The 14,573-nt window shown below is 62.4% G+C and carries 8 protein-coding genes and 1 tRNA gene; 4 read left to right on the top strand and 5 right to left on the bottom strand.

From position 1 onward, the window contains the following. Window positions 1-125 precede the first annotated feature (125 nt). On the top strand, window positions 126-1,175 hold the full coding sequence (locus tag FYK55_RS30120) for a competence protein CoiA (protein WP_150077616.1): 1,050 nt from the start codon (window positions 126-128) through the stop codon (window positions 1,173-1,175). A 299-nt stretch (window positions 1,176-1,474) separates the two neighbouring features. Here the strand turns inward: FYK55_RS30120 and FYK55_RS16965 are convergent. After that, window positions 1,475-1,547 (bottom strand) — tRNA-Asn (locus FYK55_RS16965). 553 nt (window positions 1,548-2,100) lie between these two features. On the opposite strand from FYK55_RS16965, the gene FYK55_RS16960 reads away from it, so the two are divergent. Together FYK55_RS16960 and FYK55_RS16955 are read left to right on the top strand one after the other, a co-directional pair. Beyond that, on the top strand, window positions 2,101-3,558 hold the full coding sequence (locus FYK55_RS16960; RefSeq protein ID WP_150077615.1) for a DUF389 domain-containing protein: 1,458 nt from the start codon (window positions 2,101-2,103) through the stop codon (window positions 3,556-3,558). Between the two features lie 590 nt (window positions 3,559-4,148). After that, on the top strand, window positions 4,149-4,979 hold the full coding sequence (locus tag FYK55_RS16955) for an OmpA/MotB family protein (protein WP_150077693.1): 831 nt from the start codon (window positions 4,149-4,151) through the stop codon (window positions 4,977-4,979). Window positions 4,980-5,008: 29 nt separating this feature from the next. On the opposite strand, the gene FYK55_RS16950 is transcribed toward FYK55_RS16955, so the two are convergent. Both FYK55_RS16950 and FYK55_RS16945 read right to left on the bottom strand, forming a co-directional pair. Next, entirely contained in the window at window positions 5,009-6,688 is a 1,680-nt protein-coding gene (locus FYK55_RS16950; RefSeq protein ID WP_150077614.1) for a hypothetical protein, read from the bottom strand. A 16-nt stretch (window positions 6,689-6,704) separates the two neighbouring features. Further along, complete coding sequence (locus FYK55_RS16945) at window positions 6,705-7,448, bottom strand: ABC transporter ATP-binding protein (RefSeq protein WP_150077613.1); 744 nt, start codon at window positions 7,446-7,448, stop codon at window positions 6,705-6,707. Window positions 7,449-8,023: 575 nt separating this feature from the next. Between FYK55_RS16945 and FYK55_RS16940 the strand changes: the two genes are divergently transcribed. Beyond that, entirely contained in the window at window positions 8,024-8,590 is a 567-nt protein-coding gene (locus FYK55_RS16940) for a hypothetical protein (RefSeq protein WP_150077612.1), read from the top strand. Window positions 8,591-8,646: 56 nt separating this feature from the next. On the opposite strand, the gene FYK55_RS16935 is transcribed toward FYK55_RS16940, so the two are convergent. Together FYK55_RS16935 and FYK55_RS16930 are read right to left on the bottom strand one after the other, a co-directional pair. After that, window positions 8,647-10,251, bottom strand: coding sequence for a protein adenylyltransferase SelO (locus FYK55_RS16935; protein ID WP_150077611.1), 1,605 nt, complete (start codon window positions 10,249-10,251; stop codon window positions 8,647-8,649). Window positions 10,252-10,675: 424 nt separating this feature from the next. Further along, complete coding sequence (locus FYK55_RS16930) at window positions 10,676-14,479, bottom strand: hypothetical protein (protein WP_150077610.1); 3,804 nt, start codon at window positions 14,477-14,479, stop codon at window positions 10,676-10,678. Between the last annotated feature and the right edge of the window lie 94 nt (window positions 14,480-14,573).

Raw genomic sequence — 14,573 nt, 5'->3', positions numbered from 1 at the left:
TCGCCAATTTGTGAAGCTGACAAGAAGAAGCATGCTGCGCAGAGCGATCACTCTGACCCCTCGCTAGATTCTCGGTAGGACTAGCTATTCTGTGAGGTCATCTGCCATCTACGTGCCGGGGCACCATGCCACTCAAGGCCATCGTCAACGACGACAGTGTTATTGCTCCGTTACTGTCGGAAGATCAGTGGCAGGATCTTCGAAGCAATCTTCGTAAAGGGCATCTCGAAGCGATTCTGCCGTGTTGTGGCCGTAGGTGCTTTGCGCGAGAAAGCAAGTTGGGAACTCGGCACTTTTATCACGTGCGCCGGTCCGGATGTAATACACCTGCCGAGTCGTTGGAACACTTAAGGGCGAAGGAGCATCTCGCCATAGGGGGCGCAAAGGCCGGCTGGCAAATTGATGTGGAAGTATCCGGAGACGGTTGGCGGGCGGACGTGCTTGCTACGCGTAATGAATCGAAAGTCGCCTTCGAAGTGCAGTGGTCATCTCAGACACTCAACGAAACAGAGAGACGTCATGCCCGCTACGTCGGATCAGGTATCAGGTGTGCTTGGCTCTTTCGAAAGATTCCAAAGGGCGCATTGCCAAACCGGGACGTGCCCATGTTCGAGATCAACTGCGATGATCGAAGCATCCCAAAAGTGATGAGACTTCCATTATCCGAGTTTGGTAGAGCTATGCTTTCTGGGAAATTTCGGTTTTGCGACCGCACAATAGCCGCTTCAAGACAGGTTCTTGATCTGGAGGTGTTCGACTACGACTGTTGGAAATGCAATCGACAGTCGCATGTCTTTCAGGTCTCGAATGATTCACATTCACCGCTTTCTCGGCACGGTGACCCTGTCGAGGCGTATCTTCACGACGGGTTTCCTAAGGGGCCGGAATACTGCCCAGAAGCTTTCGAATACCTCGATCGTTTGAAACGCGACTCGCAGTGGAGTCATTTGCTGTTCGGCGAGATCAAGGATAGATATAGCCGTGCAGCGCAGACCTCTTACTTGTCCCAAGGCTGTCCACATTGCGATGCGATCTTTGGCGAACACTACCTGGGAAAGGAGCTGCTGTCGAAAACACCCATTCTATGTCACCAGCTCGTCGCAAGGTTGGAAGTACCAATTGTCGTGGATCAAGCTCATTGGTGCTATTCACCCACGAGATCATTTTGTTGCTAGACGAGCATATATCGAGAGCCGGTGAAGCTCTTTCCGCGTCCGGTTCATTCCGACCCCGAAACCAACCGGGTTGTTAACCAGAACGGGCGATCTGCGCAGAGAGCGCGAGAGTTTGGGGAGAGAATTGTCGTTGGCGGCCGGTGACGACCGAAACGTCGACGGCGCGAGAGCGCTCTCAGAAGTTCGCCGTTTCGCAAAAGTGCGTCAAACACGGGCGAAAACGCAAAAAAGCCGAGGGCGATTGCTCTCGGCTTTGTGCGTTAACTGGTGGGGCGGACGGATTCCGCTTTTTAGAAAGGCTCCCCCGGCAGGACTCGAACCTGCGACAAGGCGGTTAACAGCCGCCTGCTCTACCAACTGAGCTACAGGGGATTGGTTCGCTGACGTGAGAATTTCTCTCGCCAACGGGTCGGGGAGTTTACTTTGCCTCCCTGCCGCTCGCAAGCTCTGTTCGGCGTCCCCTTCGGATTCCGGTTGTTCGCATTCCAGCCGCCGGTGACCAGCCGATTCTCATCCCCCACGCCGCAGTCCAGTCGACCGGTTTGGACCGGTTTTTCCGGTGCCGGACGCCATGACGGCGAGCTGGTCCGGAGCGCCGGAGACCGAGGCGCCTGCCTCGCCGGCCGGTCTGCTACGCAACCCCGGCGGCGACCGTCACGCCGAGCGGGCTGCTTGTGGGTGGCCGGACCACGCGGCAGTGGTGATCGGCTAAGGTGTGCTCTGTCCCCCGGGTGCGGATGAAGTGCTCTGTCCCCGGCGGTGGATGGCCCTGGCTGAGGATTGGTGCTCTGTCCCCGGGTGCTTGGTGCCAGGCGGGGATGGTGCTCTGTCCCCGGGCGCGTCTGCGTGGATTGCGGGGCGTGCTAGCAATTTGAGTGGCGTTTGATGGCCGGGCTGATGGCGGTCCGGTCTGCCAAGGAGATCGATGAGCGTCGTTTTTTTGTTGCGGTCTGAGGAACAACTCAGCGACGGAACGCCCTGGTGCGTGGTGTTCGGTGAGGCTTTGGATGCCCCGATCGTTCCCGTCGTGTTGGGCACCGACCGCCGCGTGTTGGAGAAACACGTCGAATCGGTGTTGGCCGACAAACTGACACGAACCAACGGCGAGCCCACGGACGTTCAGACGATCGATCCGGCAACCGACCATGTTTTGAGCTTTTGTCAGGACGTCGGCTGCCGGCTGTTGGTGCTGATTTACGCGCCCGGGGAAGCGGACCGGCAACGCGAGCTGTTCGAATCGTCTCCGTTCCCCACCGTGTGGTTGCACGCGGTCACCGATCCGCCGATCGATGAGGCGCACCTGTTCGGCGGCTACGTCGGTCACCGCATCCTGACCGAGCGGGTCTGCCGCAAACTGTTGGGCATGACGCCGTCGGCTTGGGCCGTCGATGCCAGCGCCGCCACCGAAACGGATTCCGAGCGACAAACGGCCGCGGTCAACGAGCAGATCGACGCGTTCACCTTTCCCTCCGAAGCCGCGGTGGTGTTTGGCGTCGATTCGGTGGGGAAGGATTCGCTGACGTACCAGGCCGGAAGGCGGCTGATCGAACGGGAGCTGCAGCCTTCGGTGATGCTGGTCCGCGAAGGACAATCGGTGGTGCCGTCGCTGCTGGGAAGGCTGCGGCGCTGGTCCGACTCGGTGGCTCCGTCGCTGAATCGGGACGAGCGGGTCGCGTTGCAGCAGGACCTGGAAAGCGGCTCCAAGCCGAATCTGGAATTCTTGGGGATGATCAGCGCCTCCAGCATGCTCGCCTCCTTCGGGTTGCTGCAGAACAGTGCCGCGGTGATCATCGGCGCGATGCTGATCGCACCCCTGATGACGCCGATTCTGGGTGCCGGCTTGGCGATCGCCATCGGCAACCGGCCGTTGTTCCGCGACGCCTTCACTTCCATCGTGCTGGGGTTTGCCGGCGCCCTGCTGACCAGCGGGTTGTTTGGAACGCTGGTGTGGGCGGTCGACCAGCCGGATTGGTCACCGGAGCATGCCACCGAGATGTGGGCTCGCTGCAATCCGTCGGTGATCGATTTTTGCGTCGGTCTGGTGGGCGGAATGGCCGCCGCTTACGCCCGCACGCGATCCCATCTGTCTTCCGCGCTCGCGGGTGCGGCGATCGCCGCGGCGCTGGTTCCACCGCTGTCGACCGCCGGGCTGCAGATGGCGTTCGGTTTGTGGGAACCGGTGCCCGCGGGGATTCCGGTGTGGGGGCCGTTGCTGGTCGTCTCGATCAACGTGCTGACGATCATGGTGGGATCGTCGTTGGTGCTGTGGCTGCGCGGCATCCGCGCCCACAGCGGCGGGATCCGTCCGCAGGACCGCTGGGCGATTCGCGTGGTGATTTTGCTGGTGGCGTTGATGTTGTTGGTGCTGGTGGGGTTGGTGTGAGGGGTGTTGGGGCCTGTTCGTCGGTGCGGTTGGGCAGGCGGAGCGTGGCGGTTGGGCAGGCGGAGCGTGGCGGTTGGGCAGGCGGAGCCTGCGGGACAGTGGGTTCCAAGGCGGGAGCCTTGGAACCAGGGGGAGAACGCTGGGTCCACTCGTTCCCGGGCTCCCGCCCGGGAACGCGGTGAAGGCTGGCTCTGCCAGCTCACTTGGCCCGCGGCGATTGGCAATGCGGCAGGCGGAGCCTGCGGGGCAGTGGGTTCCAAGGCGGGAGCCTTGGAACCAGGGGGAGAGGGAGATTCTCGCTCTGGACCGGCGGCTAGCGCCTTGCCGCTGACTGTTGCTTTTACCGGCGGCTAGCGCCTTGCCGCTGACTGTTGCTTTTACTGGCGGCTAGCGCCTTGCCGCTGACTTGTGCCTTTGCCGGCATCTGGTGTCTTGCCGATGACTGGCCGGGCGGCGTTGTGGGTGATTGGTCTTGATGTTTGGCGGGCAGCTTTCTAGATGTAGGACCGGTGGACGTTACGGAGGACGTCCGATTCCCTCGGTTCAGGATGGTTTCAGCGGTGAACGCTCGGGAAAACTGGCGAAAAATCATGGTGTTGGGCGGAGCCTTTGCGCTGTGCCTGGCCGCCGGATGCAGCCAGAATCCGTACCTTGCCGGTCCGGGGGCTTACCCGATGCCATCGACGCCGATGACTCCGCCGGTCACCGGCCAGGCCGTCAATCCGGCCGATTCCCAACTGGCAGAATTGAACCGACGCGTCCAATTGCTGGATGACAACAATCGCCAGCTGCACACGCAGTTGGCTCAAAGCGAACAGCAGGCTCAGGTTTATCGCGAAGAGCTGGATCTGGTGCGGCGACAGCTAGCCGACACCACACGACAATTGGAAACGGCATCGATCGCGGCGCGGGAAGCGCAAAACACGGTTCGCGGCTTTCAGGCTTCGACGCAGCTGCGCGGCGGTGCGTCGATCCAGCCGAACACCAATTTGAATCAGTTGGCTTCGCGTCTGAACCTGGGCGGTCTGCCGGTGCGGCAAGACGGTGACCGGGTGCGGATCGCCATTCCCAGCGACCAGCTGTTTGCTCCGGGGACCGCGCAATTGATTCCACAGGCGGCCCAGGTGCTGGATCCGGTCGCGGCGCAATTGCGAAGCGTGTTCCCGCGGCAGCGGATCGGGATCGAAGGCTACACGGACAACGCTCAAGCGTTCGCCGGAGGAGCTGCGGCCAGCCATCAACTTGCTTCCGCCCAGGCCTCCGCGGTTTTGGACCTGCTGACGCGACGCGCCGGCATGCCGCTGGGGCAGTTCTTCATCGTTGCGCAAGGCGCCAACCAGCCGGCACAGTCAAATGCATCGGCCGCCGGTCGCGCGGCCAACCGCCGGATCGAACTGGTGATCTATCCCGAGACGTTCTGACGTCCCCGGCACGCGGTCCGCTCGCCGGATCATTCCGGTGGAAGGTCGGCAGAGATGTCAAAGTGATTCCAGCACCAGGCCGTGATCGACAGCGCCGATGCTGCGACTGCCCACGAGGCTCCGATCGCGCCGATCACGTAAATCGGCGTGCTGACCGGATCGGCAAAGGCTGTCCGGCAAAGCGTGATCCACAACATCAGGGCGGCCACCGCCACACCGATCACGGTCGCTTTGCCGACAAACATCACGTTGGCTCGAACCACCATCGCGAACCCCTGCGCACTTTCGTGGTGCGGGTAAGCCAGGAACAAAGCATTCTCGGCCGCGAAGGTGAACACGGCCAGCGCCGAAAGCATTCCCGACCAAACGATGATTTGCGACCAGCCCGGCGACACCAGCAAACCGGCGATCAACAGCGTGATCCATTGGAACCCGATGGTGATCAGGACCGGCAGGGTCAGCTGCCCCAGGACGGCATGGATGGGGCGCAGCGGAAGTGAACGCAACAGCAACATCCGTTTCAAGTCGCGTCGGAAGTCCAACCGGAGTGCCGGTGGTGCGAGCAGCATGGTGCACAATGCGATCCCGGCGACGACAAACGCCCACTGGTTTCCGGCGCGGCCGGTCAGCAGCGGCGACAGGCACAGAACGGTCGGCAGCACGAAGCTGAACACGATGGTGCCCGCGTAGCGACGGATCGAAAGTGCTTGACGCCACAGCAGCGCGACGGCGTCACGTAGACGTTCCGGGCACAGGGATTCAATCCGGTCGGCCAGCGTGTCGGCGGAGTAGGCGGTCCTCTGGCCGGTCATCCGTTGCTGCGGAGAGATATAGTCGCCCGCGGCCAAGCGTGCTTGTTCGCGTTGCAGCTTGCAACGTTCCGCCCAGCCATCGATGCGGACCAAGGCGATGATCGCCGTGGGGATCAGGGCAACCGCGGCGAGCAGTTGCACCGCCGTGTGCGTGGTGATCTGCGAGGTGGTGGCCAGCAGCGCGGCCGGCCGCCAGGGGATCGCCAGCCATTGGACGATGTCGCAGGAGGCGACGTACCCCACGGCGCGAAAACTGTTCAGGACGTAATGGCCTGGGTCCGAGCCCGGCGGGGTGATGCGGACCATGTGGCCGAACATTTGGATCAGGGCTGCGATCCCAACCGCGGTCAGTGAGACGCGGGCGGCAACGCGGTGACGTTCCGACAATCCGCCCAGCAAACGTTGCCAGACCATCCGCGCGGTTTCCAAAAGTACCAACGCAGCGAACACGCCGACGGATAGCAACGCGAAATGGGAAACATCCGGAGCGAGCACCACCGACAGAAAGAATGTCTTCAGCAAGGCCGACACCATCATTGTGTTGACTTTGTACGCGGCCACGGTCGATCGTTTCAGCGGCGCCCCGCCGAGCCACAGATTCTCGGCATCGGTGTATTCCATGTCGACCTGTTTCTCAGTCCAAACGCAGCGAACGCTGTGATAGATCAGGTACAGGATCATGCCGCCGGAAAGCCACAGCCGGAGCGACTGGGGATCGGCCGTGCGTCGCGACCAGAGGACGAAAAAGCCGTTGAGAACGTACGCGCTGAGGAACAGCGCAGCGAGAATCGTTGCCAGGATCCGCCGCGGCGATCGCATGCGGTCAACGCCGCGTCGCAGCCGAAAGATCCCGCGGTGGATCGTCAACCACAGCAGGTGTTGGTGGGGTGTTTGCATGATGCCGCTGGTGAGGTCACGAGCACGCGGAGAGTTCGCGGGCGGTCGCTTCGAAGTAAGCTTGTTCCAAGGAGGTGGCCGAAGGGAATTCGTTGCGGAGCGACTGGACGTCGCCGAAGTACTGCAGCCGGCCGTGCTGCATCACGATCAGGTGCGTGCACACGTCTTCGATCATGGCCAGCAAGTGGCTGGAGATGATCACCGTGGCGCCGGCGGCCGCCCGGTCCCGGATCGATTGCAGCAAGCGGCGGATCCCCGGCGGGTCCAGGCCCGTCATCGGTTCGTCCAGCAGCAACACCTGGGGGTCGTACAGGTAGGCGCAGCAGATGGCCAGTTTTTGCCGCATGCCTCGCGAAAGCGTCGTCGCGCCGGCGTTGACCTTGTCGTCCAGCTGGAAGTACTCCAGCAGCTCGCTGGCCTTCGCGCGGCGATCGGGAACGTTGTAGATCCGGCCAATAAACTCCAGGTGTTGCCCGACGGTCAGGTCGTCGAACAGCGGTGGATCATCCGGGACGTAGGCGAGACGGCGTTTCAGTTCCGTCAGGCTGGCCGAATCGTGGTCCGCAAGGTTGCAGTCGGCGACCGCCAGTTGGCCTCCGGTTGCAGGGATTAATCCGGCCAGGCACCGCATCGTCGTGGTTTTTCCCGCGCCGTTGGGACCGACCAATCCGCCGATTTCGCCCGGCTCCAGCTGGAAGGAGACTCCGTCGACGGCCAGGTGGTCTTCGTACAGTTTTCGCAGCTGATGACAACGCAGCATTCGGATTGCATCGGTTGTGAGCGGTTCATGAAGAGAGATCTTTGGAACAATAGGTTACGGAACGGGGCGTGAATTGCTTCCGGAATGAAGTCCAGACACGTTCTCCGGGAGAACACCTCCGCGGGGGCGGGAACGTGGCCTTCCGCGGGCGGATGGCGCGTTGAGTTGTGAGTTGTGAGTTGTGAGTTGTGAGTTGTGAGTTGTGAGTTGTGAGTTGTGAGTTGTGAGTTGTGAGTTGTGAGTTGTGAGTTGTGAGTTGTGAGGGGAAGGCAGGCGGAGCCTGCGGGAGCAGTGGGTTCCAAGGCGGGTGCCTTGGAACCAGGGGGGGAGCGAGCGTCGCTGCGCTACTTTCGCGGAGCGAAAGGCGACGATCGGGCTCCCGCCCGGGAACGCGATGGATGCTGGCTCTGCTATCTCACCCGGTTGGCGGCAGGCTGGGCCTGCGGGGCAGTGGGTTCCAAGGCGGGAGCCTTGGAACCAGGGGGGAGCCTTGGAACCAGGGGGGAGCGAGCGTCGCTGCGCTACTTTCGCGGAGCGAAAGGCGACGATCGTCGTTTTTTGATACGCTCCGACTCATGATCAATCCCTACCAGGCGCCTCCGGATCAAGCCGCGACCTTCGCGCCGACCGATGCGCCGGTCGCGCGATTTCGTTTGGATCAACGGATGATCCGCTACGCGGAGTCCAAGTTCTTGCTGTGGCGGTGCGGCGGCCGCGTCACCTTGGCCTCGATGGTGATGATCGCCCTGGCGCTGGGGATCAGTCTGATGCCGCCCGTCCCGGGGCCGATCGGCATCGCGGTCCGCGAAGTCGTGGTGATGGGGCTGGCCACCGTCATCTACCTGACGCTGATTCGCGGACCACGCAATGCAGCTCGAAGCGAGCTCGCCGCCCACGGGGTCGTCAGCGGGGCGGAGGTCGAAGTTTCACTGGGCGAGACGACGTTGATCTGGTGCGGCCCGGCCGGGACGCACCGCTTTCCCCTGGAATCGGTACGGCTAATGACCGTCGGCAAGGGGCTGATCGTGATCCCGGAACAAGACCTGTATCTGTTTGTGCCGCGACGGAGTGATTTTGGCGGGGCGTCCTACGGCGAGTTCGTCAAGCTTTTCAGGGCGAGAGTGCAGGCGGCTTCGGGGTGAAAACTCAAGCTGCGGCAGGTTGTGGCCAACACCACGGACCCGCAACGCTCGCTGTGTCAAGAACTGCAGGACAGCATCGAACAACCCGCACGATGTCGCGCCCACTCGGGACGCTTCTCAGCGAACCGTTCACAACCGGGCTGTTCCCGATACGGGTCACGCAAGACGTCCAGCAACTCGGTGATGCCGGCGTGATCACCCTGTTCGCTGCGATCGATTGCCAGCTGTGCCAGGTAGTTTCGAAGCACATACAGCGGATTGATTCGGTCCATCCGCTCGCGACGGTTGGCGTCGGAGATGTCGGCGCTGCGGACGCGGGCCCGGTAGCGATCAAACCAGTTCTGCGTTTGTTCACGGACTTCGTCGGTGACTTCTTCGGGTTTGTAGTAGGCGTCGCTGAGAGAATCACAAACCGCATCGACCTCGGACTCGCACGGGACCTTGGCCAGTTCGCGATAGAAAAGTGTCATGTCGGTTTCCGCCAGTTGCAGCACTTGCAGCAGGTCGCCAAACAGCGCCAAGTCGTCTTCACCGCGGAAGCGATCCAGTCCCAGCTTGGCAGCCATCATCGCGTTCCAGCCTTCCTCGAACGTTTGCACGTAATGCGACAATCCCGTCTGCAACGATTCGACACGCTGGTCGACCAGCGGCAGCAGGGCCCCGCCGAACTGGGCCAGGTTCCATTGCGCGATCTGCGGTTGGTTTCCGTAGCGATAACGTCGCCCCTGGGCGTCGGTGGTGTTGGGCGTCCAGTTCGGATCGTAGTCTTCCAGCCATCCGTACGGGCCGTAGTCGATTGTCAGCCCCAGAACGGACAAGTTGTCGGTGTTCATCACGCCGTGCACGAAACCGACACGCATCCAATGCACCATCAGTTCGGCCGTGCGCTGACAGATTTCCGCAAACCATTCTGCGTAGACTTCCGGCGACGGTTCTCCCAGGTGGGAAAAGTCGTTGCGGATGGTGAAATCGGCTAATTGGCGAAGTGTCTGCTCCTCCTCGCGACTGGCAAACAGTTGGAAGTTGCCCAAGCGGACAAAGCTCGGGGCGACCCGGCACACGATCGCCCCCGGTTCTTGTTGCGGGTTGCCGTCGTAGAACATGTCGCGGGTGACCCAATCGCCGGTCAGCACCAGACTGAGCGCCCGGGTGGTCGGAACGCCCAGATGATGCATGGCCTCGCTGCACAAGAACTCGCGGACCGAACTGCGGAGCACCGCCAGCCCGTCGGCAAACCGTGAGTAGGGTGTCGGTCCGGCGCCCTTGAGTTGCAGGGTTTGGTGGACTCCGTTGCGGTCGATGCATTCGGTCAAGTTGATTGCCCGGCCGTCGCCCAGTTGTCCGGCCCAATTGCCGAACTGATGACCGCCGTAGCACATCGCGAACGGATCCATAGCAGGATGCACCAGGTTGCCGCCGAAGACTTGGGCGAACTGGTCCGATCGGATCAACGCGTCGGGGATTCCCAATTGCGAAGCCAGTTCGGGGGAGTGGGCGATCAGTTCAGGGGCGGCGACCCGCTTGGGCGTCACCCGCGAGTAGCAAGCGTTGTGCACCTGTCGCGTTTGATTGGCGGTTTCCGGATCGGCCGGAAGTTCGTGCGTGAAGCGGTTGTCAAAGGCCAGTTCGTCCCACTCGCTGAGCCAGGTGGTTTCGGACATGCGATTGCGTTCGTTTGAAATTCGTGATGCCTCGCACCGGCGGATCGGACCGGTCGGGGGGTGAGGCCGCCGAAGTCTGGCAGCCAAGGGGGCGGCGGTGACGCCGCGTGTCGCTTTAAGGAGTATTGCGGAAAAGCAATGGCATTGCGAATGTAGTCGTGGGTTGTTCATCCAGCTTGCGATTGCGACGCGTTGGATGTTTGGCCGGCGCGTGGAGGTTGTCGGCGCACCGAGGCATTGCTGTCGCCCCTTCGGGGCTGGCGACGGGGTGGAAGAAACCGGCGGCCAAGGCCGCCGGCAGGTGGCTGTCGGCCCTCCGGGCCTGTCGACCGGCAGGTGGCTGTCGGCCTTCCGGGCCTGTCGACCGGCAAGCGGCCCTCCGGTCCTGATGGCTCGGGCCTGATGGTCGGGCGTGGTGGGCTGGTCAGAAACCCAGGATCTTTTCCAGGCCGGAGTTGAATTGATCCAATCCCGATCCGAGCTGCTTTTGGATGACGCTGTCCAATCGATTCTGAATCAGCTCCGCGCCCGCTTTGCTTCCCAGCCGGGTGACGACGTCGCGAACGGCGGCCAGATCCAGACGCGGCTGCGAGAGCGTTCCGGTGACCGGAAAGGTCAAGGTTTCGCCGGCCAAGCCCTGCAGATCGTTGCCCAGCCAGCGTGCATCCAAGGGGATTTGCGCGATCATGTCCAATTGTTGCTGCAAGTTGACGCGGCCACTGGTCATGATCTGAGCCCGGTCGACTTGGAAGTACATTCGTTGGTGAGTCGCCACGCCGTTCTCAAAGCTGAAGTCGACCGTTTGGGGCGCCATCTCGATCAACGCTTTTTCGCCGTCGGCCGCGGGTGCGGGTTTTCCCGAGGCGAGTTGCGTCAACGATTTGATCTGCCGAAGTCCCAGGACCAATTGGTTGGCCAGCGGGCCGGAAGCCAACTGCATCCGCCGGATGTCCAAGCTGCCACGCACCACGCTGGCCGACGGATCGCCCACGACGATCAACGTTTCGTCCAGTGTGGCACTCAGGTTGCCTTCGATCCGAGTTGCACCGGCGGCGAGGGGTGCCAGGTAGGCCAGCCAACTGGACGCGGTCTCCGGGGTGATTTGCAGCGAATCAATCTTGGAACCACTTTTCACCCGGATCGTTGCCGGTGTCGTCGCGTAATGAACCTCCGCGGCAAATTCCAGGTTCCCACCGGAGGACGCCGCGCCGCCGCCGCGCGGTGAATCGATGCCGGACCGGTTGGGCGCGAGGGAGACGATCGGGATCGTTGCCGGCGCGATCTTCAACGAGTCTTCCGACAAGCTGAACGGCAGCGTTGCTCGACCCAAAGACACACCGGCGACTTTGCACGCTTCCCAACCGAGTTCGCTTTCGAGCGCCAGCGTCAGCGGATCAACGGGGTGGGTTTTCAGTTTCAATTTGAACGGCGTTTCGTGCAGTCCCGTCGCTTCGATGCGGGTGCCAACCATTTCGGAAAGTCGCGCCGCAACGACATCCATTTTCCACTTCGAGGGGCCCTGCAGGACCAGGCTGGTCTGGTCGTCTTTCCGGTCGAGGTTGCCGGTTAGCGTTCCGGCGAACCAGTCGCAGGCGACCTGCAGTTCGGAAATCTTGACGGCGCCGGTTTCTCCGTTCAGCTCAATCGGGCCTTGGACCTGCAAGCGGGGCTCGTACCACAGTCGCTGGTCATCGCCGTCGGAACCGTCGCCGCGCAGCCGTGGTGTGCCGGGTGGTACCGGTTGGGCTTTTCGCGGCGCCGCGATCGCCAGCGACGTCGCCGAGGCGGTGGAGTCGATGGTCCATTGGTTTCCGTCGCCGGTGATCTTTGACTTGCCTTGGCACTGACCCGACCAACGGTACGGTTCTTCGCGGGTGGCGCGATAGCTAGCCGGCTGGACCGGGTTGGGGCGTGCGCGGGCGACGCTGGCACCGACGCTTTGCTGCAGCCGTTCCAGATCCAGCTTCCAGGCGACGTCCAGGTTGGTCTGTTCCGGTCCCGCATCTCCTTGCACCGCCAACGAGAGAGCTTCGCCGACGACCGTCAGGTCTTGAGCCGCCAGGCTACCGCTGGGCCAGTCGAGGACGCCTTGGAAGTGGACGGTCACGTTGGGTTGGCTGAACCACTGATCGGCATACGCGATGCGCGGTTGATACAAGTCGAAGTCGGCGCGCGAGAGTGATCCCTTGGACCGGCTGATCTGGCCGGTGGCCGAGCCGACGATGCGTCCTTCCGCGTCGCGGATCGACTCGGGCAACCAGGGACGCAAGGATTCGGCCAGATTCTCCAGCCGACCGTCCCCGGACAGACGCACCGCGTACATCGAATCGGCGGACGGGTTCTGGACCGGTTCGACCAACGCGGCTTTTGCCAAAACGCCGGTGCTATGCAGTGTGACGTCGGCCGACGTCAATTCCTGCAAACTCTGACCGCGCCAGCGACCTTCCGCCGAGACTTCGCCGCGGACAATCGCGCGTTTGAATCGGGTGCCGCCGGGCAGGGTGACCAGCAAGTTGTTGGCTTCGCCATCGCCACGCAGCTGCCACGTTTCCACGTCCGGTTGATTGCCGGGGCGGACGTTCCAGCGGATGCGTCCGGATGCCGTTCCGCCGAGCGAGCCTTCGGACAGGTCGATGATCGGGCGAAGCATGGTGTAAAAGCGGCCGAAGTCGATTTCCAGGTCGGCGTCGCCGCGCTGTAGGGTGCCACTGCCGGAGGCGCTGGCGAACGAGCTGGAGAGAGCAAACTGGTCGGCTCGCAGGGCGCCGTTTTCGCTGCTGACCATGGCGGTCAACTTGATCGGTTCGATCACCACGGCTCGACCGCCCGCGCGGGCGCGGATCGCGTCGCTGCGGAGTTCCAAGTTGCTTTTTCGGCCGCTGGACGGATCCGCAGACGCACCCGCGGGGATCGCTGTCTCCGCCGCCGGCGCGCCGGGCAAGGTATTCTCGATGGAGCCGCTGAGTCGTCCCGATACCAATTGGGCGTCCGATCGCAACGGGATCAGGCCGGGCATGGCACGATCCAGTGCGGCCAAGTCGACGTCCACGCGTGCTTTTCCGTCCAGGGTTTGAAGCCAGCTGAGCGGATTGTCTTCGGCGCCGGTCAAGGTCATCGTGGTCGGAAAGGCCCCGTCGAGCGTTGCGGAAGCGAAGTCGGTTGTCAGTTCCAATCCGTGTCCGAACAGCCAACCGCCGGAGAGAGACAGTTCGCCATCGAGTGTGGCCAATTCGTTGTTCCAGTGTTTTGGCGAGGCATCCTCGGGCGCCGAGTGGGACAGTTGCAGGTTGCGGATCCGCAAGTCACCGATGGCGGCTTGCATGGTCCCGCCGGGGCGACCGGTCAAGCGGACTTTTCCCGTGGTGTCGCCGAAGAATTGGTCGGGCATCGTCGCGGCGGCTTGTCCGAATCGACAGGAAGCCAGGTTCATCACCGACAACGGGAACGACTCGGCTTTCAGCGACAATTCCCACTCGGGGTTGTTCGACGCGTCGGGATGGCCGGAGACGGGCGTGATCGGGACGGCAAGATTGGGATTGGTGACGGGGTGCCAGACAAAGTGACTTTGGATGGCCCCGCCGCTGCCGCCGGGTTCTTCGACGACTCCCGCCAGATCGCCTTCGATCCGTTGTCCGTCAATCAGCACGTCCAGGTTGGATTGATCCAACACCCACCGTTGCTTTGTTTGAGCGTCCTTGATGTTGGCCTTCAAGTTTTGAACGCGGATGTCCGCCCGCACCGGTTCCGATGCGTCGGAGTCATCGGTTGTCAAAAGGTCGGTCAGATCAGTTTCGATGGATGACCCACCGGGGAACACCGTGCAGTCCACCTCGGCGCCGCGGACGGTGATCTCGCCGATCTGCTGGACGTCCAATCGCAACAGGTCCAGCACCGTCAGCGAGGTATCAATTCGCTCGATCTGGATTTTGCTCTCGCGCTCTTTCCCAACCAGGGTCAGGTTGCGGATCGACAAGGGGGTGATCCAGCCGACGTCGATCGCGTCGGCGGTCGCGACCCAGCCTTGCTGGTCGGCCCTGGTGGCTAGCATCGTACTGGCGACGCCGGTATGGCTGATCAAGCTTGGGGCAGCCAATACGATCAGGGCCAGGAAGCCCAGCCCGATCATCAGTGTGCGGCGGTAGCGTCGCGACCGATTCTCGCGTCTCCGTCGTGTCTCTTCTTGCTGGCTTCGCTCGATGTCATCCAGCAAATAGTTCTCGGTCTCCACGGTCACATCCTTGCTTGACGCCGGTCATCCATTGAAAAGAACGCGTCGGGCGCCGCTCCGGGCGCACTCCCCCCACCTTGAGGCGCTGTCGGGA

This window comes from Roseiconus nitratireducens, assembly GCF_008629675.1.
In the GTDB taxonomy this organism is placed as follows: Bacteria; Planctomycetota; Planctomycetia; order Pirellulales; family Pirellulaceae; genus Stieleria; species Stieleria nitratireducens.
This window is presented reverse-complemented; position numbering and strand designations above follow the sequence as displayed.

What these genes read in the sequence shown, in the direction of transcription:
- FYK55_RS30120 (WP_150077616.1), top strand. Translation starts at nt 126, where the DNA reads ATGCCACTCAAGGCCATCGTCAACGACGACAGTGTTATTGCTCCGTTA.
- FYK55_RS16960 (WP_150077615.1), top strand. Translation starts at nt 2,101, where the DNA reads ATGAGCGTCGTTTTTTTGTTGCGGTCTGAGGAACAACTCAGCGACGGA.
- FYK55_RS16955 (WP_150077693.1), top strand. Translation starts at nt 4,149, where the DNA reads ATGGTGTTGGGCGGAGCCTTTGCGCTGTGCCTGGCCGCCGGATGCAGC.
- FYK55_RS16950 (WP_150077614.1), bottom strand. Translation starts at nt 6,688, where the DNA reads ATGCAAACACCCCACCAACACCTGCTGTGGTTGACGATCCACCGCGGG.
- FYK55_RS16945 (WP_150077613.1), bottom strand. Translation starts at nt 7,448, where the DNA reads ATGCTGCGTTGTCATCAGCTGCGAAAACTGTACGAAGACCACCTGGCC.
- FYK55_RS16940 (WP_150077612.1), top strand. Translation starts at nt 8,024, where the DNA reads ATGATCAATCCCTACCAGGCGCCTCCGGATCAAGCCGCGACCTTCGCG.
- FYK55_RS16935 (WP_150077611.1), bottom strand. Translation starts at nt 10,251, where the DNA reads ATGTCCGAAACCACCTGGCTCAGCGAGTGGGACGAACTGGCCTTTGAC.